The sequence below is a fragment of the Cognatishimia activa genome, from assembly GCF_017798205.1.
Lineage (GTDB): Bacteria > Pseudomonadota > Alphaproteobacteria > Rhodobacterales > Rhodobacteraceae > Cognatishimia > Cognatishimia activa_A.
Genome location: NZ_CP060010.1, coordinates 1510636 through 1532563, shown reverse-complemented (window position 1 = coordinate 1532563; position 21928 = coordinate 1510636). Strand labels below are relative to the sequence as shown.

The window sequence follows — 21928 nt, the reverse complement described above, 5'->3', positions numbered from 1 at the left end:
GTCCGTATCACTCCTGAGCAGACCAAAGAGGACATCATGCGCACTCTCGTTTACGCCGTTATCTTCGTCTCCGGAGGCCTTAGCCTCGCCAGTGCGGCCATTCCGAATGCCGAACGCGGAAACCGGCCAACCGATCTGATCGCGGCCGATCTCAATATCTCTGAGGAGGTCTTTGTGCAGTGTTTTGCCGACGTGCAGCCTGCCAAGGACAAGAACCCAAGCGGGCAACGGCAGCGCATGAACAAAGCCGTGCTGCTGCCTTGCTTACAGGCGGAAAATCCCGAGATCACAAACCGGATGCTGGATCAGGTCATGGATCGATATCGCCCCGAAGGGCCAATGAACCACTAGACCTTTACGCGCTCGGATTTCGGATCATACATGGGCTTCAAAGATGCCTCAGCGCGCACCTTTGTGCCCATGACGTCGATCTCATAGGTCGAGGCCAGAACGTCGGCGCCCTTCTCGCCTTCGCAAGGCACATAGCCCATGCCGATGGCGCCACCCAGCGTATGGCCGTAGTTGCCAGAGCTGACATAACCCACATATTCGCCGTCACGGATGATGGGTTCGTTGTGGAACAAAAGCGGCTCTGGATCGGTCAGTTTGAACTGCAACAGGCGCGCCTTGGGGCCGAATTCCTTGCGATGCACGACGGCCTCGCGGCCTATGAAGTCGCTGCCTTTGTCGACTTTCACAGCAAAGCCCAGCCCAGCATCAACCACGTGGTCTTCGCAGGTGATGTCGTGGCCAAAGTGGCGGAAGCCCTTCTCGATCCGGCAGCTGTCCATCATATGCATGCCGCAGAGCTTGAGGCCCATGTCTTGACCCGCCTCATAGAGCGTTTCAAAGACATGGCCTGCCTGATCAGCGCTCGCATAGATCTCCCAGCCGAGCTCGCCGACATAGGTCACCCGGTGCGCGCGGGCGAGGCCCATGCCGATCTCGATCTCTTGGGCGGTGCCAAAGGGGTTCACGGCGTTTGAGAAATCGTTGGGTGAGACTTTTTCAAGCAGCTTGCGCGCGTTTGGTCCCATGACGGCCAAGACGCCTTCGCCTGCGGTGACGTCGGTCAGCACCACGTTGAAATCACCTTTATGGCGCATCATCCATGTTTGATCTGCCAGACGTGTGGCCGCTGGGGTCACGACGATATAGGCGGTTTCCGAGAGGCGCGTGACGGTAACATCAGCCTCGATGCCTCCGGTGTGATTGAGGAACTGCGTGTAGACGATTTTGCCGACAGGCACGTCATAGTCGCCGCCGCCAATGTAGTTCATGAAGGCCATGGCATCCGGCCCTTCGACGCGGATTTTGCCGAAAGACGACATATCATACATGCCGACATTCTCGCGTACGGCCCGGTGCTCGGCGGCGGAGTTTTCAAACCAGTTCTGGCGTTTCCAGCTGTATTGATATTCGCGTTCTTGGCCCGGATTTGCGAACCAATTGGCGCGCTCCCAGCCGGCGAGTTCTCCCATCACAGCGCCATTGGCCATCAGGTGATGGTGGAAGGGCGTGCGCCGCACGCCGCGTGCGGTTTCTTTCTGGCGATAGGGGAAGTGGTCGGCATAAAGCAGGCCCAGCGTCTCTTTGGAGCGTTCAAAGAGGTACTTTTTGTTGCCTTGGAACGGCTGCATCCGACTGATGTCCACATCGCCCAGATCAAAGGGTTTCGCACCCGTATCCATCCATTCCGCGAGCGCCATGCCCGCGCCGCCAGCGGATTGAATGCCGATAGAATTGAAACCTGCGGCAACCCAGACATTGTCCATCTCGGGCGCAAGGCCGAGGTGGTAGGCGTCATCCGGCGTAAAGCTCTCGGGGCCGTTGAAGAAGGTGTGAATACCAGCCTCAGCCAGCATCGGCATGCGGTTGACGGCGTTCTCCAGGATCGGCTCGAAGTGATCGAAATCCTCGGGCAGCTGGTCAAATTCAAAGCTGTCGGGAATGCCGTCCATGGCCCATGGTTTCGCATTAGGTTCAAATGCGCCGAGCAGCATCTTGCCCGCATCTTCTTTGTAATACGCGCATTCATCCGGCACCCGCAGGACCGGAAGCTGGGTCAGGCCCTCGATGGCTTCGGTCACGATGTAGAAGTGCTCACAGGCATGCAGCGGGACGTTGACGCCCGCCTTGCGACCGACTTCATGTCCCCACATGCCCGCACAGTTCACGATCATGTCGCATTCGATGTGGCCGCTGTCTTTGCCGTCATCTGACACCCAATCGACGCCAGTGACCTTGCGGCCAGATTTTACGATCTCGGTGACTTTGATGCGTTCCTTGACGATGCCGCCGCGTTGCCGCGCGCCTTTGGCCAGCGCCAAAGCGATGTTCGCCGGATCCCCTTGCCCATCAAGCGGTAGATAGACCGCGCCTTTCACGTCTTCGAGGTTCAGATGCGGATACATCTCGGCAACGCGTTCGTTGCTGATTTCTTCGACCTCTACGCCAAAAGCACGCGCCATAGCCGCCTGACGATAGATCTCTTCCTTGCGCTCCTCAGTGAGAGCTACGGTGATCGAGCCAACCCGTTTAAAGCCTGTCGCAACACCCGTCTCTTCTTCAAGCGAACCATAGAGTTCTTGGGAATACTTCGCGAGCTTGGTCATATTTGCCGTCGCCCGCAGCTGCGCAATCAGGCCCGCCGCATGCCATGTGGTGCCTGATGTCAGCTGTTTGCGTTCCAAAAGGACCACATCGTTCCACCCCTTTTTGGTCAGGTGATAGGCCACGGAACAACCGATAACGCCGCCACCGATAATGACAACACGGGCTTTGGTAGGGAGGTCAGCCATCTTAGGGTCTCCTGATTGAACTCGTCACGGACTAGCAGGGTTGCTGGTCGTGAAATCTTTCGTTTCCGTCAAATTTGACGTGTTTTTGCAAGTGTCGGTTTGAACCCGTTTGCGCACTTGATTTGGCGTGACGCCAAAGACCTTTTTGTAGCGGTTGGAAAATCCGCTGCCAAAGCCGCAGGCCACGCCAATATCTGTGACGCTCATGGTGGTGTTTACCAAGAGGTTATTGGCGCGATGCAGGCGAATTTTTCGGTAGAACGCGCTCGGTGATGTGCCGACATGGGATTTGAATTTCCGCTCAAGCGCGCGGGGGGAGGTGCCGATATTGTCGTTGATCTCGGCAATGGACAGCGGGTCGTCGATGTGTTGGTGCATCAGCGCGATGCTTTGGTCGAGCTCAAAATCACCGGTCGCGCGCGAGACGCTTTCCTGACCCGGCTGCAAGGTGCCAAAACCACGCACGGATTCATGCAGCATGATATTGGCGACGTTGATTTGCACGGCCTTGCCCAAGAGATCCCCGATCAAGACCAGCATGACGTCGACGGTGGCCCCCATACCAGCGCAGGTGACGATGGCACCGTCATCGACCGCCAAAGCGTTTTCGCTTTCGAACGTGCCGTATTTCTCCCAGAAGAGATTTGCGTTTTCCCAATGAGTTGCCCGTTGAGATAGGTTGTTATCCCGCGCGATGAACTGTGCGGCGGCCTCGGCCAGAAGATAGACTTTGGCACCACGACTTACGTACGAGCGAATTACTGAGGACGGGGCCAAGTCGCAGCTCTCGGCATGCGCATTGCCCAAGACGAAGAGAAAGTCGGCCGTCGGAGTCGTCGGCACCTCTTGGGTTTCCACAGAAATCTCACTCGGGTTTTTCCGCGTGCCGCCGCCAATGGATCGATGCGTCCAAGAGAAATGCTGCGTCGCCAATGTCCGGTTGGTGATCCGCAAAATATCCGTCACGGCCGCCAGCTCTGACAGCACAAAGCCATCGCTGAGCAGAACATCAACGTGCCAGGTATTCTGCTTCACCGCCTCAGCCATGGCGGAACCTTTTGGCGACCTCAGCAATATGTCCGGGTCCCACTTCGCAGCAGCCGCCGATGATCGTCGCGCCCATCTCGGCCCAGCGCTCCGTGAAGTCGGCATAGGCCGCAGGCGTCAGATCCTGACGCGCTTGCAAAAGGTCGACCGAGGTTTGCCCTGATGCAAACTCTTTGGTGATCTTGGTAAAGCCATTGGCATAGGCGCCGGTCGGGATGCCTTTGTTTGAAATCAGAGGCAACGCCTGACTGACGGCTTCGGGGATCGAACAATTGATCAAAACGGCAGCAGGCTCGTATGTTTCGGCGAGCTTTAGGATGCCCTCAATAGGATCGCCATTGCGGAACTTTGTGCCGTCTTCATCATCGACCGAGCAACAGATCCACACCGGTTTGTCGCCCTGTTTTGCGCCCTTCAAAGCCCCCTCAGCCTGATCCAGTCCAGACATGGTTTCGCACATGATCATGTCGACCATCGGCGCTTGCAACACCGCGATTTCCGCATAGAGCGCGGCGGCCTCATCGATGGGCGGGGCCATATCTGCGCGATAGGACCAGCCGAGCGGACCGATGGAGCCGGCAACCTTCCCCGCGCCATAGGCATCCCGCGCAGCGATGGCGGCATTGCAGGCTGCATGGTGGAGCTCATGGAAACGATGATCGAGATCGTGCTTTTCGAGACGATCGTGCAATAGGGCATAGCTATTGGTGGTTGCAATATCAGCGCCAGCCGCAAAGTAATCCGCATGCACATCCGAAACGATCTGAGGATGATCAATCAGGATCTGGGTCCCAAACAGAGGGGTTGGCTCATCTGGCGAGCGCGAGATGAGCTCCTGGCCCATGCCTCCGTCGAGGATCGTGATATCTGACATGTCGGTCTCCGGTTGTGGTCCGGGAGGGGGCGCTGCCCCCGGGCCTATGGCCCTCCCCCGGGATATTTATGGCAAGAGAAACCTCAGGCGCGCAGACGCTCGTTTGCGGGATCCCAGAGCGGTTCGTCTTTCTGCACGGTCGCTTTGTATTTTTGACCGTAGATTTCGACTTCGAGCTCTGTGCCTGGCTCTGCGTGTTCAGGCTTGATCATGCCCAAAGCGATGGAAGCATTCACACGATAGCCCCATGCGCCAGAGGTGGTTTCACCGATGATCTCGTCACCTTTCCAGATGCAGGACATGTAAGGCGCGTCTGCATCACCTGCCTCAACCACCAGCGTGACAAAGGTCTTTTTGACGCCTTGTAGCTTCTCGTTGAGGATCGCAGCTTTGCCGGGGAAGTCCTGAGGTTTGTCGAGTTTGACGAAGCGACCAAGACCGCCCTCAAGCAAGGAGTAGTCGGTCGAGAGATCGCCTTTCCAAGCACGGTAGCCTTTTTCGATACGCAGCGAGTTCAGCGCGTACATGCCGAAGGGTTTTGCGCCCGCTTCAATAATGGCGTCATAGATCGCAGGCATATGTTCGTTCAGCGCATGAACCTCCCAGCCGAGTTCTCCGGCGAAGGAGACGCGGATGAGGTAAGCCGGTTGGCCCGCGACAGTGGCGGCTTGGTGGGTTAGCCAACCCGTTGACAGGTCCGCATCGCAGAGGCCTGCGAGCACGTCACGAGAGGTTGGGCCCGTGACGATCAGCGTATCGCGCGTGGTGGTCACATCTTCGATGCTGGTGGTTGCAGGCATTGCGGCGCGCAGGATGTCTCGGTCGTGCCACTGGGCCGTGGCTGCAGTGATCATAAGGAACTCGTCCTCGCCCATGCGGATGCAGGACATTTCTGTGAGGATGCGACCACGATCGTCAGAGATATAAACGAGGTTCATTCGGCCGACTTTGGGAAGACCACCGGTCACAAGGCCACGAAGCGCTTCGGCGGTGCCTTCACCTTTGACGATGAAGCGCGAGAAACCCGGCAGGTCGAGCACGCCGCAGCCGTCGCGCACTGCCTCGCATTCTTCTTTGACGCGCTGCTCCCACGGGCCAGACCGGCCCCAGGTGTGGGTTGCTTCCAGCGAAGTGTCGTCGCCGTCTTTGGCGTACCAGTTCGCACGCTCCCAGCCGTTGTAGACACCCATCTGGCCGCCAGCCGCGATGATGCGGTCATGGACCGGCGAGAGTTTCTTGTCACGCGCCGCAGGCCATTCGTGGTGTGGATAGTGCATGGCGTATTCGTTGCCGTAGACTTCCATGCCTTTTTGGTTGCAGTAGTCCTGATCGGTGTAGTCGGTGTAACGCCGTGGATCGACCGCCCACATATCCCATTCGGTAAAGCCATCGACGATCCATTCTGCCATGACTTTGCCAGCTCCCCCGCCTTGCGCGATGCCGAAGGTAAAGACGCAGGCCTCGAACGCGTTGTCTACGCCCGGCATTGGGCCGATCAGAGGCAACCCGTCGGGGGCGTATGGAATGGGTCCGTTGATCACACGGCTGACGCCAGAGGTCGCCATCAATGGCACGCGTTCCATGGCATCGGTGACGATGTCCTCGATGCGGTCCAGATCATCAGACCAGAGCTGGAAGCTGAAGTCATCGGGCATCGGATCGCCGTCATCCATCCATTCGCCCTTACAATTGGGTTCGTAAGGGCCAAGGTTATAGCCGTTCTTTTCCTGACGCAGATAGTAAGAGACATCCACGTCGCGCATCAGAGGCAGTTTGCCACCGTTTTCTTTGGACCATGCTTCGACTTCGGGGATTTCTTCCGTCAGCAGGTACTGGTGGCTCATGACCATCATCGGCACGGTGCGACCCCCATAGGGCAGGAACCATTCGCCGACTCGCTGCGCGTAGTATCCCGCCGCGTTCACCACATAGTCACAATCGATGTCGCCCTTCTCGGTGTGGACCGTCCAAGTCTTATCTGCATGCTGGGTCACTCCAGACGCCGGGCAAAAACGCACGATCTTTTGCCCCATGTCACGCGCACCTTTCGCAAGCGCCTGGGTCAACTGAGCCGGATCGATGTCGCCATCGGTTGGGTCATAGAGAACACCTTTGAGGTCATGGGTCTCCATGAAGGGATAACGCTCTTTGGTTTCCTCAGGCGTCCACATCTCCATCTGGATGCCTTGGTAGCGGCCCATAGAACAGGCGCGCTCAAATTCCTGCATGCGCTCATCGGTATGCGCCAAACGGATCGAGCCCGACTGATGGTAGTTCATCGGGTAATCCACCTCTTCGCCCAGACGCGCGTATAGTTCTGTGGAATAGCGCTGCATGTTCATGATCGCCCAAGACGTGGAGAACGTTGGAACGTTGCCTGCCGCGTGCCAAGTCGAGCCCGCCGTGAGTTCGTTCTTTTCGATAAGAACGCAGTCGGTCCAGCCCTTCTTCGCCAGATGATACAATGTCGAGCAGCCCACAACGCCGCCGCCAATAATCACCACGCGGGCTTTTTTGGGTAGATCTGCCATTTTGTTTTCCTCACCTATGACCGCCGCAGCGGAGTACTCAGTAGACAGGCGGCGCGATCACCCAGATCACCACCGCCGGTTCGTTATGTGGATTGTGCCAATCGTATTCTTCGCCACGGATGCGAAAGCTATCGCCCGCTTCGACCGTGAACTCTCGCTCACCGATCCGCAGGTTCAAACCGCCAGACATCACGTAGCCAACTTCTTGGGTGGGTCGAGACGCGGGGCGTTCCATGCGGCTTCCGGGTTCGAAAGTGGAATGCACGACCTCAAAGTCATCCGTAAGATCGGGTGACAGCAATTCTTCGGTCAGGCCGACATCGCCCGAGCCCAGTTTCCGTCTTGCTCCGGCACGCACGATGTATCCGACCTCTTCGGCAGGCACATGTTTATGAGCAAAGAGCATAGACATCGGCACATCGAGTGCTTTGGCGATAGCACGCAAGTCCCCGATCGAGGGATCCGACTTGTCGCGTTCAACCTGGCTCATCCAGCCGACGGAGCGTCCCAGAGCGTCCGCAACCTCGACCAGCGTCAGCCCACGCGACTTACGCAACGCGCGCAGATCTGCGCCGAGCGTCTGAGGTGTCTGACTGCCTTGGTACATGGACCGGGCTCCGTGAAATTTTCATCTATAATTTCACCATGACTCGGAATCGTGAAATTTCAAGAAAAATTTTCACGCGAAGGCGTGTTTCCGGGAACTTCATTCAAAACCGACAAGGTTTATGTCGCGTTTGAAAAGCTCGCTTTCAGGATCGCGGCCATTTGGGTGGCATCGTCTTGGGTGAAAGCGGCTGGCTGATCGCTGTCGATGTCAAAAACACCCAACAAGGTGCCCGCCTGATTCCAAACAGGAAGCACCAGTTCGGACTGTGTGGAGATGGCGCAGGCGATGTGGCCTTCGAATGCGTTCACGTCGTCGACCAGCTGAACCTCTCCGGTGCGTGCCGCTGCACCGCAGACGCCGCGAGAGAATGGGATGACCAGACAGCCATGGCCGCCTTGGTAGGGTCCGATTTTCAGCAATTCCGGCGCGGTCACGCGGTAAAATCCGGTCCAGTCAAAACGATCATCCGCGTGATGCACTTCGCAGGCCACGGTGGCCATCAGAGACACCACGTCTGTTTCGCCTTCGGTCAGGGCAGCAAGTGTCGTCGCGAGTTCATTGTAATTGACGCGCATGGGGGGCTCCTTTGATCCAAGCCTGTTGTCGTCATTTTCGTGGCAACGGTCAATCGGCCCGATCGCAGGGATGGACAGTATCCGCAAGAGGCCTATTGTTCCCTCAAAGGGAGACACCATCATGAGAGATTTTCACCTGCCCGGGCGATCCCCGGTTCTGGCTACAAATGGCATGTGCGCCACATCGCATCCTTTGGCGGCGCAGGTGGCTGTCGACGTCCTGAAACGGGGCGGCAATGCGATGGATGCGGCCATTGCGGGCGCGGTGGTGCTTGGGATTTGCGAGCCTCAGATGACTGGAATCGGAGGGGATTGTTTCGCGCTGTTCTCGCCAGCGGGCACGGATGAGACACTGGCGTTCAATGCGTCGGGCGTGGCTCCGGCAGGCGCGGCTGCGGGTGATTTGAAAGCGCGCGGATTGGACAAGGTGCCTCTGAACACGCCCGACGCGGTGACGATGCCGACAGCTATTGCAGGCTTTTGCGAGATGTCAGAGCGTTGGGGGAAACTCGGCCTTGATGCGATCCTCGCACCAGCGATCCACTATGCAGAAGAGGGCGTGCCGGTCGCGCCGCGCGTGGCCTTTGATTGGGCTGTCGCGCAGGATGATCTGCAGGGCCGCGCGCGGGATCTCTACCTCATGAACGGCAAAGCCCCGGTCGCTGGACAAGTCTTCCGCGCGCCGGGTCAGGCAGAGGTTTTGCGTCGCATCGCAGCCCAAGGCCGCGACGGGTTTTACACGGGTGAAGTCGCCGAGGACATGGCGGAAAGTCTGGCCGCTTTGGGTGGCACGCATACCGTCGAGGACTTCGCGAACACCCGTGGATTTCAGACCGATCCGATCTCTGGTGACTACAAGGCCCATGATCTGATCGAGCACCCGCCGAATGGTCAGGGCGCATCGGCGATCCTATTGTTGAACATCCTCAAACAATTCGACATCGCGTCGATGGACCCCTTCGGTGTCGAACGCACACATATCGAGGCCGAAGCCACGAAGCTCGCCTATGACACCCGCAACCGTTTCCTCGCGGATCCGGATCATATGACCAAGCTGGATCACTTCTTGTCGATGGATACAGCCAAAGCGCTTGCGGGCCTGATCGATCCAAACCGCGCGATGGCTTCGGCGACTGATATCAGCGAAGCGGTGCACAAAGACACGATCTATATCACGGTTGTGGACAAGGATCGCATGTCCGTGTCGTTGATCTATTCGATCTTTCACAGCTTTGGTTCTGGCATTGCGTCGGATAAATTCGGCATCCTGTTTCAGAATCGTGGCGCGGGCTTCAGCCTGCAAGACGGGCACCCAAATCTCTTGGCCGCAGGCAAGCGCCCGATGCACACAATCATCCCCGGAATGCTCGCCAAGGATGGCGCTCCGATCATGCCGTTCGGCGTTATGGGCGGGCAGTATCAGCCCAACGGCCACGCCCGCCTGCTGAGCAATATTCTGGACTATGGGATGGACCCGCAAACCGCCATCGACGCGCCTCGCGCCTTTGCCGAAGGTGACACGCTTAAGATCGAACGCGGCTATTCACCTGAGGTTGTTCAGAAACTTTCTGACATGGGTCACAAGATCGAAGTTCCAGAGACCGCGATCGGAGGCGCTCAGGCGATCATGATGCATGAAAATGGCGTTCTGGAGGGCGGCTCGGACCCGCGTAAAGACGGCTGCGCGCTCGGCTACTAACCACAAAAAAAGGCGGCCCCAAAGCCGCCTGATATATCAGTTCATGTTGAAATGAAGCGGGTATTGCCCGTCTTCAAAAGGACCGAAGAGATCCCCGATATCAGGGTGATCCACCGGCTCGCCAGAGTAGTCCGCGATCAGGTTCTGCTCGGACACATAGGCCACGTAGTAGCTCTGATCGTTCTCGGCCAGAAGGTGATAGAAGGGCTGTTCCTTCACAGGACGGCTGTCTTCCGGGATCGCGTCATACCATTCCTCGGTATTTGCGAACTCTGGGTCTACGTCAAACACCACACCCGGAACGGATGTTTGCGGTGTCGGACGACTTGCCCAAGATGATATTTTGCACGCGTCGTATTCATAACAGTCAGCCCCTACCCGCCCACTTTACCGCCTACAAGTGGGCACTGTCCATTTTTAGGTAAATTTTAGGCGGAAACACACTGTCTCTTTTCAGACCGGCGGAACTCGGGGGAAATCGGGCAGATGTGTTGCAATTCAACACTTTGTTACGCGGGTTTTCGCCAATTTTGTTTCCATATGAGGGACAGGTTTGGTAGATTAGTTCCAAACAAAAAACACATAGCGAGGGGCCGATGAGCAGATTCTTTCGCGCACTGATCATTTTGATGGTTGTCGCCTCTTGCGGCAGTCGTGGTGACAATACGGCACCGCGTAATTTGGATAATGCCTGTTCGATCATTAACGAGCGACCGCATTATGCGCGTGCTTTCCGCAATGCAGAGCGCCGCTGGGGCGTGCCCGCGCATGTGCAGATGGCGACGATTTACCAAGAGAGCAAGTTCAAATCCCGTGCCCGCACGCCTTATCGCTACGTCTTGGGTGTTTTGCCGATGGGCCGCGCGAGTTCTGCCTACGGTTATGCACAAGCCGTCGATGGCACTTGGGATGAATATCGCCGCTCGGCCGGCCGTTGGGGCGCGAAACGCGATGACATTGGTGATGCCACAGACTTCATGGGCTGGTACATGAGCAAGTCCAAATCGGGCCTTGGCATTCCACTGAATGACGCGCGCAACCAGTACCTCGCCTACCACGAGGGCCGCACAGGCTATAAACGCGGGACATGGCGCAACAAAGACTGGCTGGTCCGCATCGCCGGAGAAGTCGCCTCGCGTGCAAATATGTACGAGCGTCAGCTGGCCACCTGCCGTCGCTATCGCCGCGCTTAACGGTTTTCCTCGGGCACCAGCTCGCCAATCATTTTAGAGATGTTGAACATCTGATTGTCGATCTCAACGTCTTCGTTGAAGTCATCAAGCGCGACCATCGTGTTCCCGCCATGGGCGTCAAATGTCACCCATCCCTTGAGGGTCGTGGGGTTTGAGGTAAACCGCAGCTGGATCGAGCCATATTCCGGACGCTTTGGGTCCATGGCCTCGACGTAGGTGTGGCTGCCATCAAACCCATGGCCGACGACCATTTTCTGATCCGTCAGATCTACATTGCGCTCCAGCAACAACCACAGAGGTGTGCGCCGCACCGGATAGCGTTCCGGCGGCTGGTTGGACTTTTTGTCAAAGATCGCAAGACTACCCCCAAAGGCCATCATCAGGCCTGCATCGGGCTCATCATATTCCAGCCGAATACGGCCCGGCCGTTTCAGCCACAAAAGCCCTGTTGAAATCGAATTATCCCAGTTCACCTGCGTAAAACTGGTTTCCACCGATCCCAGATCATTCAAATAGGCCGAGAGTTCCTCTAGCGAGAGCTCACGTTGTTCGCCCTCTTGAGCGAGGGATGCAAGCGGAAGCGCCGCGAGGAGCGAGGCTGCGAGGATAAGGCTGCGTCTTTTCATATCTCTAACCTATGCAAGAAAGGCGCGAGGAACACCCCGCGCCTTTTCAGGTTTCTGTGACTGCGGCAGGAAACCGCCGTCTTAGTGTTGTTCCGGCACAAGGATCTCGCGTTTACCCACATGGTTGGCCGAAGACACAACGCCTTCGTCTTCCATCTGCTCAACCAGTCGCGCGGCCTTGTTGTAGCCGATCGCCAGTTTGCGCTGGATATAAGACGTCGAGCATTTGCGATCCTTGATCACAATCGCCACCGCCTGATCATAGAGCGCGTCTTCGCCGCCCGTGTTGCCACCGAGGCCCAACACGGCGTCGATATTGTCCGCCTTTTCTTCCGCAGGCCCGTCGACCACGCCGCCGATATATTCCGGCTCGCCAAAGGACTTGAGGTGGTTCACGATCTCTTCGACTTCTTCGTCGCTGACGAATGGGCCATGACACCGGGTGATCTTGGCGCCACCCGCCATGTAGAGCATGTCACCCATGCCCAAGAGCTGCTCGGCACCCATTTCACCAAGGATCGTCCGGCTGTCGACTTTTGACGTGACCTGGAAGGAAATCCGCGTTGGGAAGTTCGCCTTGATCGTACCGGTAATCACGTCCACCGACGGACGCTGGGTCGCCATGATGATGTGAATGCCCGAGGCCCGTGCCATCTGTGCCAGACGCTGGATACAGGCTTCGATCTCTTTGCCCGCAACCATCATCAGGTCAGCCATCTCGTCCACGACGACGACGATGTAAGGCATTTTCACCGGTTGGATCGACTCTGTTTCAAAGATCGGCTCGCCGGTTTCATCGTCAAAGCCCGTTTGAACCGTACGTTCAAACATCTCACCTTTTTTCAGAGCATCCTCGACGCGGCTGTTGTAGCCGTCGATGTTGCGCACGCCCATCTTGGACATCTTGCGATAGCGATCTTCCATCTCGCCCACAGTCCACTTAAGCGCCACAACCGCCTTTTTCGGGTCGGTCACAACCGGGCTCAGCAAGTGCGGGATGCCGTCATAAACCGAGAGCTCCAGCATCTTTGGATCGATCATGATCATCCGGCATTCTTCCGGTGTTAGCTTGTAAAGCAGGCTGAGGATCATCGTGTTGATCGCCACAGACTTACCCGAGCCGGTCGTACCCGCGATCAAGAGGTGAGGCATCTTCGCGAGGTTCGCCACCACCGGATCCCCGCCAATGTCCTTACCCAAGGCCAGCGGCAGCTTGCGATTGCCAGCCTCATATTCGCGGCTGGATAGGATCTCGCGGAAGGCCACCATCTCGCGTTTGTCGTTTGGCAGTTCGATGCCAATGACTGACCGACCCGGCACCGTGGATACACGTGCCGACAGGGCGGCCATAGAACGCGCGATGTCATCGGCCAGACCGATCACACGACTCGCTTTCAAACCGGGCGCAGGTTCGAGTTCATACATGGTCACAACCGGACCCGGACGCACCGAGACGATCTCGCCTTTGACGCCATAGTCGTCCAGTACGGTTTCCAGCATCCGCGCGTTTTCCTCGAGCGCCTCGTCGCTGAGGTGGTGGCGCTCAATCGTGTCAGGGCTGGTCAACAGGGACAAAGGCGGCAGCTCATAGGCCTGAGCGTTGTCTTCAAAGGCCAGTTGAGGCTGGGCTTCTGCTTTGGCACGCGCCGAAGGTTTCGTAACCTTGCGCGTGTGTTGCACGACTTTCTTTGGCTCACTTACCGGCACCTGCGGCGCCGTACGTTGCACAGGGATATGCGGCACGGTGGGTTCGATTTCCTCGACTAGAGGTTCTTCTTCGACCGGCGCCATTGGGATGTCCAAGGTTGGCTCTGGCTGAACCATTGCTTTCGCAGTCAGCGGAGGCTCTGCACGGAACCCAGTCTCAGCCGCAGGCGTCATCACGACTTGCTCTTGCTGGGGGGCGGGCGCTGCGGCCTGACGGGCCATATCCAAATCCTGTGCATAAACCGGCTGACGGTTGCGCAGGCGGGATTTCACCACATCCGCGATCTTTTCTTTGATGCGATCTTCGCCAGGAATAGCTTCGACATGCGCGACCGGAGTAGCTTCGACCAACTCGGGCTCTGGCATCTCATCAGGCATTGGTTCGGGTCGTTTCACAAGGCCGGGCACGCGTGCCAAGAGGCTCGGACGTTCTTCTTCGATATAGGGCTCATCGTCTTCATAGACGATCTCATCGCCGACGGCCTCGGCCCAGCCGTTCTGCTGCATCGCAGCCGCATGTGCCTCGCGGCGATCCTGACGGCGCGCTTGCACCGCATGTGCGGCGGCGACTGCGCCATGCGCACCACGGCCCAAGGCGGTCATCAAGGTGGCATAGCTCATAATCACGCCAACGATCAGGAACTTCGTGCCCCAGCGCAGTTCAGGGCCAGTCACGCCCATCACGAACAACAAGAGGAACAGGGCCGCGATGCCAAAGATCACGGACATGAGTTTCAGACCAATCGCAGCGCTCATCGGCAGGAAATTCAGCACGGCCCCCAGAATGGTATCGCCAAAGAGGCCACCCAGACCGAAAGCATGGGTCCACCCCGCGCCCGGCACCAAAGTCGCCGCATAAACAGAGGCCACTGCAATCGCGATGGGTGCGAAAATCACACGGCTCAGCGCCTGATCTTCACCGATATGAAAGGCAAAGCGCATGCCCCAGGCGATTGCAATCAGAGCAATCCCCCAGCTGCCGCCGCCGATGATCATAAAGAGAGGTGCTGCCAGTGATGCGCCAAAGCGGCCCAAGAGGTTCTGCACCGGCGCGTCCGTCGCGCTCATCCAATTGGGGTCATCCGGCGTGTAGGATCCGATCATCCCCGCCGCCAAAAGCCCAACAACAACCAGAGCGATCCCGATCAGCTCTTTGCCGCGCCGTTCAATCGCCGCCTGCATATCGCTGTCAAACAATGGATCCCGACCTCGTGCCTGATACGCCATCTTTACCCTCAATCTTCTTTATAAAGACAGTCGCGCAGCGTTCTCAGCGCGGCTTCGACGTCTTTTATTGGGGCCACCAAGGCGACCCTTATATAGGTTTTACCGGGGTTCTCCCCGTTCACGTCCCGGCTCAGATACGCGCCCGGAAGCACGCGGATGCCGGTCTCTTTCCACAGCTTTAGGGCCGCGGCTTCGCCGTCTTCGACGGGCAACCAGAGGAAAAATCCTGCCTGAGGGCTTAGATAGCCCGGCAGCCCCTGGAAAATCTGATCTGCGATGTCGAATTTTTCCGCGTACAGACGGCGGTTTTCTTCGACATGGGCTTCGTCTGCCCAGACCTTCTCTGCGACGCGCTGCAATGGCAGGGGCAGAGGAGCGCCCGAATAAGCGCGCAGTTGTTTGATGCGTTTGATACTCTCGGGGCCACCCGCCACAAAGCCAGAGCGCAGGCCCGGTAGGTTGCTGCGTTTGGACAGCGAATGAAAAATCAAAACCCGTTCTGGAGCGGCACCCATGTCCTTGGCGACCTCAAGCGCGCCTTTCGGTGGCACGTCGCGGTAAATCTCGGAATAGCATTCATCCGCAAAGATCTGGAAATCATGCTTCTCGGCCAGAGCGATCAGATCGCGCAAATAGGCTTCGCTCGCGACCGCACCCTGAGGATTTGAGGGCGAACAGATATAGGCGATGGCCGTACGGTCGAGCACCTCGGCGGGCAGACTCGCATAATCCGGCAAGAACCCGTTTTCAGCAGCCGCTGGCACAAATTCGATATCCGCACCAACAGAGATCCCTGCGATCATATAGACCTGATAAAACGGGTTCGGCGTCAGAATGACGGGCTTCGCGCCATTCTTGGTTTCAGGACACAGCGCCATCGCCGCGTTGTACAACCCTTCACGCGTGCCGTTCAGCACCATAATTTGACCGTTCGGATCAACCTTCACGGAAAACCGACGATCAATCCAATCGGCAATCGAAGTCAACAGCTCGGGCGAGCCATCATTGGGCGGATATTTGTTAAAGCCAGCCATATTCTCGGCCAGCACGTCTTTGATCCAATCAGGGAAGGCGTGTTTGGGTTCGCCGATTGTCATATGGACAATGGGGCCCCCAGGTTCATGGGAATCCAATAGCGCGCGCAGACGCGGGAACGCATAAGCCGGAAGGTTCGAAAACCGCTCGGGAAACATATTCAAACTGCCTCGTTGTCGGGATCATTTTCGCCCCGTTACAGACAATCTACCGAATTTTGCCTCTCAGGTCCAGAAAAACAACGCGACTCCAAACGGTTGTGACATGCGCGCAAACCGCGCCAAAGCTGACCCGCGGGGGAGCGGCTGGGACGTGGCGTTGTCCACTTTATGGTAGCAACGAACATCCTAGCGAACCGCATTGCGAAGCAGATGCCAAAAAGCTGCCCCATAGGGGCGGGTCAGCTTTGGCGCGGTTTGCGCGCGGGGTTAGCCCGCTGCCGCCAGCGCCGCTTCAGCCGCAGCAGTCACCCTCAGCAAGCGCTCTTCCTCAAAAGGTGCCCCTAGGAACATGATCCCACAGCTTGGCACGCCGGTTGGCAGGGTAACCCCACAGAGCCCCATCAGATTGCCAATCCGCGTATTGCGCAGCGCCATCAGGTTTTCCTGCACGTAGTAATCCTTGTCGGTCTCAAGCCGATGCACCTCGGGTGGCAGGATCGGAGACGTCGGACAGATCACCGCATCAAATCCGGCCGTGCGACTGTGCCAGACCTCGCGGATGGCGTTCAACTCATCCCATGCGCTCACATAATCAGCGCCCGAAAACTGCCCACCGGCACGGAACCGGTCGCGAATTTCCGCGAACATAGCATCCGGATTGGCCTCGATTGCGTCCCGCCAAAGCCCATACGCCTCTGTGGTAAACAAGACGCCCGACAACGCCATAGCGCGTTCGAGTTCAGGCACTTCGATATGCACCACGCTCGCCCCTGCATCCCGCAGGACATCTACGGCATATTCAAACCCGCGCGCCGGGCCATCGCGCAAGTCCTCCATGCCAACCGTGTCGATGATCGCAAACCGCCGCCCTTTCAGGCTGGCATTGCGCAGGTCCGCCGGAACGCCACCTTCAAGCATGGCCAAAGCCAGAGCTGCGTCTTCGACCGTGCGGCAAAGAGGACCGATCGTGTCGAATTTTTTGCACAGCGGCACAGTGCCAGTGTCATCCAACCGCCCCCAAGTCGTCTTGAGCCCCACCAGATCATTCCAAGCCGACGGAATCCGCACCGACCCTCCGGTATCAGACCCAATCGCCATAGGCGCGAGGTCAAAGGCCACAGAAGCCGCCGCACCTGACGACGACCCCCCGGGCACGGCGTTTTTGTTATTGATACAAGGCGGAGTCGCGGTGATGGGATTGTACCCAAGTCCCGAAAACGCCAGCTCGGACATATGCGTCTTGCCCAGACACACAAGGCCCAGAGACGTCGCCGTCTGCAACACCTTGGCGTCCACGGTCGGCACGCGATCTTTCAACAAAGCCGATCCGGACTCGGTCGCAACGCCCTCGGTATCAAACAGATCTTTCCAACTGACAGGCACCCCATCCAGCGGCGACAGCCGTTCCCCTGCCCGCGCCCGCTCCGCAGCTGCTTCGGCCTCGGCCATCGCGCGATCATAGGTCGCGCGCGCATAGATCCGATCCTTGTGGTCACTGCTGTCAATCGCCCCCAAAAACGCCTGCGCCAGCGCCACCGGATCAATCGCCCCGTCGCCAATTTCACGCCCCAACTGCGCAGCACTCATCTTGAGCCACTCAAACATGCCCATCCCCTCGGAAATTTTCTGAACGGTAGCGGCCCAAAGGCGCATGGACAATCCCGAAGTGAGACGCATATTGAGAAGCAATGACGCATGATTTCGATATCCTCATCGCTGGTGGAGGCCTAAACGGCCCTGCCCTCGCCCTCGGCCTTGCCCAAGCTGGGTTTTCTGTGGCCATCGTGGATGCACGGCCCCAAACGGCGCGTGCTTCGGATAATTTCGACGGGCGTGGCTATGCGCTGGCTTTGGCCTCAAAACGCCTGCTGAATGCCATCGGTGTTTGGGACAGCGTCGCGGCGGATACACAGCCCATGCTTGATATCAAAGTCAGCGACGGGCGCGCAGGCGAAGGCCCCTCGCCATTCTTTCTGCATTTTGATCACAATGAAATCGAAGAAGGCCCTATGGGCTTTATGTGCGAAGACCGCTTCCTCTATCGCGCCTTTCAGACGGCTTTGGCGAAGGCAGACGGGATCACTCAGATCAACGAAGATTCGGTCTTTGATCAAGAGACTACGGCAGTCGGCGTTCAGGTCACATTGGCCTCTGGCAAAACACTTTCGGCGAAATTGCTTGTTGGATGTGATGGCAAACAAAGTAGTGTTGCCATGCGCGCGGGCATAAAACGCACCGGATGGGCCTATGGCCAAACAGCTCTGGTCTGCGCGATCCAGCACGAACTGCCCCACAACGGCGTCGCACATCAATTCTTTATGCCGCCCGGCCCTCTGGCGATCCTGCCTTTGCCTGGCAACCGCAGCTCGATCGTCTGGTCGGAAACCGCTGAAAACGCAGCCGCCATCCATGCGCTCAGCGACGAGGATTACCTCGCGGTCCTGCGGCCTCGTTTTGGCGATTTCCTCGGAGAAATTTCCCTTGCGGGCGCGCGGTTCACCTATCCGCTGGGCTTGAGTGTGGCCAATGATTTCGTCGCCCCCCGCGTGGCCTTGGTCGGAGACGCGGCCCACGGGTTACACCCCATCGCAGGTCAGGGCCTCAACGCAGGTCTGCGCGATGTCGCGGCTTTGGTCGAGGTCCTAAGCGACGCCAAGTCCCGAGGCGAGGACTTTGCGGCGATTGACGTTTTGGAGCGTTACCAACAGTGGCGGCGTTTTGACACATCCACCCTCGTGGCCGCCACGGACCTCACGAACAAGCTGTTTTCAAACGACAATCCATTGCTGCGTATGGGTCGTGATATCGGAATGGGGGTCGTGAACGCAATCCCCGGCCTACGTCGCACTTTCATTCGCGAAGCTGCAGGCCTCACCGGAGACCTGCCACGTCTGATGCGTTAATCGTCCAACTCGCGCGCTTCGCCGACCAACATAATCGGAATGCCATTGCGGATCGGAAAGGCCAGACCCGCTTTGCGCGACACCAATTCCTGCGCCTCGGCATCATATTCCAAGGTGCTTTGCGTGCGCGGGCAGATCAAAGCCTCTAGCATATGCGGGTCAAAAGACGGCGTGTCGCTCATTGAATCAAATCCTCTTGCGTGCCGCCTCGTAGCGCAAATTCCATGAGCGTCACAAGCGTTTCCCGTCGCGTCCCCAGAGACGGCGCCTCCAGCAGAGCCTGCTTATCCTCTGGCTGGAAATCAAGCATCATCGACAGGGAATTGATCAGAAGCTCATCATCGGCTTCTTCGAGCGTTTCCCAATCGGTCGACAATTCCCGACTGTCAAAGAACCGCTTCAACAACTGCAAGAACCCCGGGCGCTCAAAGGCCGGATCTTTCTCTGAGCTGCCAAGGTCGCGCGCAAAATCTTCCCAGCGCACCTGACAACGCCGATACGGCTGAAAGCCGGACAACTCTTGTTCCACCCGAAACCGCGAAATCCCCGTCAGAGTGATCATATAGCGCCCGTCTTCGGTTTCGGAAAACTGGGTGATCCGGCCGGCGCAGCCAATCTGATGCAATGCGTCCTCGCCGCCATGCCCATGCACCGCAGGCTGGATCATCGCAATCATCCGTTCGCGCGTTTTCAGCGCATCGTCCAACATTGCCAGATACCGCGGCTCAAAGATGTGCAACGGCAGCCGCGCGCGCGGCAAGAGCAACGCGCCCGGTAAGGGAAAGATCGGTACGATTTCGGGAAGGTCCGCAGCTTTGAACATGCTCAAAAGTCTAGCGCGGTTTCCAAATTAGGCAAATATCATAGAGCTCAGCTTGCGGCGCCCATTCAGAACCACCGGATCATTGGGCTGAAGCGCATCAAAAATCGTGAATAGCTGTGCTTTCGCGGCGCCATCATTCCATTCGCGATCCAGACGGAAGAGGTCCAAAAGCGTGTTCACGGCAGCCTCTGCATCACCTGCTGCATGCTGCGCCTGCGCCAAATCCAAACGCGCCTGATAGTTCTCTGGCTCGGCCTCTACCTGCGCCATCAATTCGGCAACGGGCCCGGCGTTTTCTGCCTGACGGGCCAATTCAATCTGCGCAAAGACCGCTTCGATCTCCTGAGCATCCGCAATCTCGGCCGGCGCGCCATTCAGAACGGCTTCGGCCTGATCCACTTCGCCCAACGCCAAATGCGCCCGCGCCAGGCCGCCAAAGGCCGCCGCATTATTGGAATCCTCTCCCAAAATCGCCGCAAAGGTCTGCGCTGCGTCTGTTGCCTCGCCAGCCTCGAGCATCTCCTCAGCGGCAGCCAAAGCATCGCCCAGCCCACCATCTGCAGACCCACCAGATTGCTCAACAACCCGAGCCACAAAAGCGTCGATCTCAGACGGGGGCACCGCCCCCTGAAACCCATCAATCGGCTGACCCTGATAGAACGCATAGACCGTCGGTATAGACTGCACGCGCATCTGACCTGCGATCATCTGGTTCTCGTCCACATTGACCTTCGCCATCGTGACCGCGCCCTTGGCTTTGGTCACAGCCGCCTCAAGCGCTGGTCCCAACGTCTTGCACGGCCCACACCAAGGCGCCCAGAAGTCCACAATCACCGGAGCCTGCATCGAGGCTTCGACCACGTCCTGCATAAAGGTCGCCTCAGAGACGTCTTTGATCAGATCCCCTGCAGGGGCGTCGCTACCTTGTCCAAGCTCGAGCATTTTCTGGCTCCATAATCCTAAGTTACGGCCTATATGGCGACTTTGCGCATGCATGCCAAGGGAAACAGTCCCTTTTTCTCTTGCCCAAAATATCCCGGGGGAGCCCCGAAATCGGGGCGGGGGCAGAGCCCCCTAATCAGATATCAAATGTCGCGAAAACTGGCGCATGATCACTCGGCTTCTCCCATCCGCGCGCATAGCGCAACACGCGACTGGAATGGCCCGCATTGGAGATATCCGGCGTGGCCCAAACGTGATCCAAACGCCGCCCCTTATCGGCCGCATCCCAATCCTTGGCACGATAGCTCCACCAGCTATATAGCCGCCCCTCCGGGATATCCTGACGCGTTATATCAACCCAACCGCCCGCGTCTTGCGTTTCCGCCAGATGCTCGACCTCAATAGGGGTATGGCTGACCACCTTCAGAAGCTTCTTGTGATCCCAAACGTCGTCCTCTCGCGGCGCGATATTCAAGTCGCCAACAAGGATCGATTTCTCAGGCTTTTCCGCATGAAACCAGTCGCGCATATCCGTCAGGTAGTCGAGCTTTTGCCCAAATTTCTCGTTTTTCTCGCGGTTCGGCTCGTCTCCGCCCGCGGGAACATAAAAGTTCTGAACCGTCACACCGTTCTCAAGCTTGCCCGCCACATGACGTGCGTGGCCCAGATTTGCGAAATCCTTGTCACCCGCATCCACCATCGGGATTTTCGACAGGATCGCCACGCCGTTATAGCCCTTCTGCCCACGTGCAACCATGTGGGTGTAGCCAAGCGCCGCGAAGCCTTCGGTCGGGATCTTCTCAACCGGGCTTTTGCATTCCTGCAAACACAGAACATCCGGCGCCTCTTCTTCCAAGAGCTTCAGGACAATCGGTTCCCGAAGGCGCACAGAGTTGATGTTCCAGGTGGCAAGGGTAAAGGACATGGGCAGATCTCACGGTTTGTATTGCCGCACTCTAGCCAGAGCACTGCCAAGAGGCCACGCGAAATCTCACCCCTGCTGACAGTTTCAGGTCACAAAAAAAGGTCCGGATCAAATCCGGACCTAGTCCAACAGGGAGGTGCATATCTTAACCCGGATATGCGCGGTATCACCAAAAGGTTGTATTTACTGTGTCACAAGAGTGCGAAAACTGTCAATTCGAGCATGCTTATGGATGCTTAAATTTTCGCA

Annotated in this window: 18 protein-coding genes and 1 pseudogene; 4 read left to right on the top strand and 15 right to left on the bottom strand. The window is 57.7% G+C overall.

What is annotated here, in order from left to right; all coding sequences use genetic code 11:
* Positions 1-36: 36 nt before the first annotated feature.
* Positions 37-351 carry a hypothetical protein gene (locus HZ995_RS07410; protein ID WP_209358022.1) on the top strand — a complete coding sequence of 105 codons (315 nt, stop codon included), beginning with the start codon at positions 37-39 and terminating at the stop codon, positions 349-351.
* Here HZ995_RS07410 and HZ995_RS07405 read toward each other — a convergent pair.
* From HZ995_RS07405 to HZ995_RS07380, 6 genes are all read right to left on the bottom strand, one after another.
* Entirely contained in the window at positions 348-2801 is a 2454-nt protein-coding gene (locus HZ995_RS07405) for a GcvT family protein (protein WP_209358021.1), read from the bottom strand. The two genes, HZ995_RS07410 and HZ995_RS07405, sit on opposite strands and share 4 nt — an antisense overlap.
* A gap of 24 nt (positions 2802-2825) precedes the next feature.
* Positions 2826-3848 (bottom strand): GlxA family transcriptional regulator, encoded by a 1023-nt coding sequence (locus tag HZ995_RS07400; RefSeq protein WP_209358020.1) that lies wholly within the window; start codon positions 3846-3848, stop codon positions 2826-2828.
* On the bottom strand, positions 3841-4722 hold the full coding sequence (locus tag HZ995_RS07395; protein ID WP_209358019.1) for a homocysteine S-methyltransferase family protein: 882 nt from the start codon (positions 4720-4722) through the stop codon (positions 3841-3843). Before HZ995_RS07395 ends, HZ995_RS07400 begins: the two co-directional genes overlap by 8 nt.
* Positions 4723-4805: 83 nt before the next feature.
* Complete coding sequence (locus HZ995_RS07390) at positions 4806-7253, bottom strand: GcvT family protein (protein ID WP_209358018.1); 2448 nt, start codon at positions 7251-7253, stop codon at positions 4806-4808.
* A 37-nt stretch (positions 7254-7290) separates the two neighbouring features.
* Positions 7291-7860 carry a helix-turn-helix domain-containing protein gene (locus tag HZ995_RS07385; RefSeq protein WP_209358017.1) on the bottom strand — a complete coding sequence of 190 codons (570 nt, stop codon included), beginning with the start codon at positions 7858-7860 and terminating at the stop codon, positions 7291-7293.
* Between the two features lie 119 nt (positions 7861-7979).
* Complete coding sequence (locus tag HZ995_RS07380; RefSeq protein ID WP_209358016.1) at positions 7980-8438, bottom strand: GAF domain-containing protein; 459 nt, start codon at positions 8436-8438, stop codon at positions 7980-7982.
* Between the two features lie 121 nt (positions 8439-8559).
* On the opposite strand from HZ995_RS07380, the gene ggt reads away from it, so the two are divergent.
* Positions 8560-10137: a gamma-glutamyltransferase gene (ggt, locus tag HZ995_RS07375; RefSeq protein WP_209358015.1), complete on the top strand. Its 1578-nt coding sequence runs from the start codon at positions 8560-8562 to the stop codon at positions 10135-10137.
* A gap of 36 nt (positions 10138-10173) precedes the next feature.
* On the opposite strand, the pseudogene hspQ reads toward ggt, so the two are convergent.
* Positions 10174-10499, bottom strand: a pseudogene (hspQ, locus tag HZ995_RS07370) (heat shock protein HspQ).
* A gap of 234 nt (positions 10500-10733) precedes the next feature.
* Here hspQ and HZ995_RS07365 point away from each other — a divergent pair.
* The gene (locus HZ995_RS07365; RefSeq protein WP_209358014.1) at positions 10734-11330 is read left to right on the top strand and encodes a lytic transglycosylase; all 597 of its coding nucleotides are present in this window, start codon (positions 10734-10736) and stop codon (positions 11328-11330) included.
* On the opposite strand, the gene HZ995_RS07360 is transcribed toward HZ995_RS07365, so the two are convergent.
* The 4 genes from HZ995_RS07360 to HZ995_RS07345 all read right to left on the bottom strand — a co-directional run bounded on the left by HZ995_RS07360 (position 11327) and on the right by HZ995_RS07345 (position 17691).
* Positions 11327-11956, bottom strand: coding sequence for a LolA family protein (locus tag HZ995_RS07360; RefSeq protein WP_209358013.1), 630 nt, complete (start codon positions 11954-11956; stop codon positions 11327-11329). The two genes, HZ995_RS07365 and HZ995_RS07360, sit on opposite strands and share 4 nt — an antisense overlap.
* 81 nt (positions 11957-12037) lie before the next feature.
* Entirely contained in the window at positions 12038-14890 is a 2853-nt protein-coding gene (locus tag HZ995_RS07355; protein WP_209358012.1) for a DNA translocase FtsK, read from the bottom strand.
* Positions 14891-14898: 8 nt separating this feature from the next.
* A complete protein-coding gene (locus HZ995_RS07350; RefSeq protein WP_209358198.1) occupies positions 14899-16083 on the bottom strand; it encodes an aminotransferase class I/II-fold pyridoxal phosphate-dependent enzyme in 1185 nt (394 codons plus the stop codon).
* 270 nt (positions 16084-16353) lie between these two features.
* A complete protein-coding gene (locus HZ995_RS07345) occupies positions 16354-17691 on the bottom strand; it encodes an amidase (RefSeq protein ID WP_209358011.1) in 1338 nt (445 codons plus the stop codon).
* Positions 17692-17774: 83 nt separating this feature from the next.
* Between HZ995_RS07345 and HZ995_RS07340 the strand changes: the two genes are divergently transcribed.
* Complete coding sequence (locus HZ995_RS07340) at positions 17775-18989, top strand: FAD-dependent monooxygenase (protein ID WP_209358010.1); 1215 nt, start codon at positions 17775-17777, stop codon at positions 18987-18989.
* Here HZ995_RS07340 and HZ995_RS07335 read toward each other — a convergent pair.
* From HZ995_RS07335 to HZ995_RS07320, 4 genes are all read right to left on the bottom strand, one after another.
* On the bottom strand, positions 18986-19171 hold the full coding sequence (locus HZ995_RS07335) for a Trm112 family protein (RefSeq protein ID WP_209358009.1): 186 nt from the start codon (positions 19169-19171) through the stop codon (positions 18986-18988). The genes HZ995_RS07340 and HZ995_RS07335 overlap by 4 nt on opposite strands.
* The gene (locus HZ995_RS07330; RefSeq protein WP_209358008.1) at positions 19168-19812 is read right to left on the bottom strand and encodes an LON peptidase substrate-binding domain-containing protein; all 645 of its coding nucleotides are present in this window, start codon (positions 19810-19812) and stop codon (positions 19168-19170) included. The genes HZ995_RS07335 and HZ995_RS07330 overlap by 4 nt, the downstream gene beginning before the upstream one ends.
* 27 nt (positions 19813-19839) lie before the next feature.
* Entirely contained in the window at positions 19840-20754 is a 915-nt protein-coding gene (locus tag HZ995_RS07325; RefSeq protein WP_209358007.1) for a thioredoxin family protein, read from the bottom strand.
* Positions 20755-20890: 136 nt separating this feature from the next.
* Positions 20891-21679: an exodeoxyribonuclease III gene (locus tag HZ995_RS07320; protein ID WP_209358006.1), complete on the bottom strand. Its 789-nt coding sequence runs from the start codon at positions 21677-21679 to the stop codon at positions 20891-20893.
* Between the last annotated feature and the right edge of the window lie 249 nt (positions 21680-21928).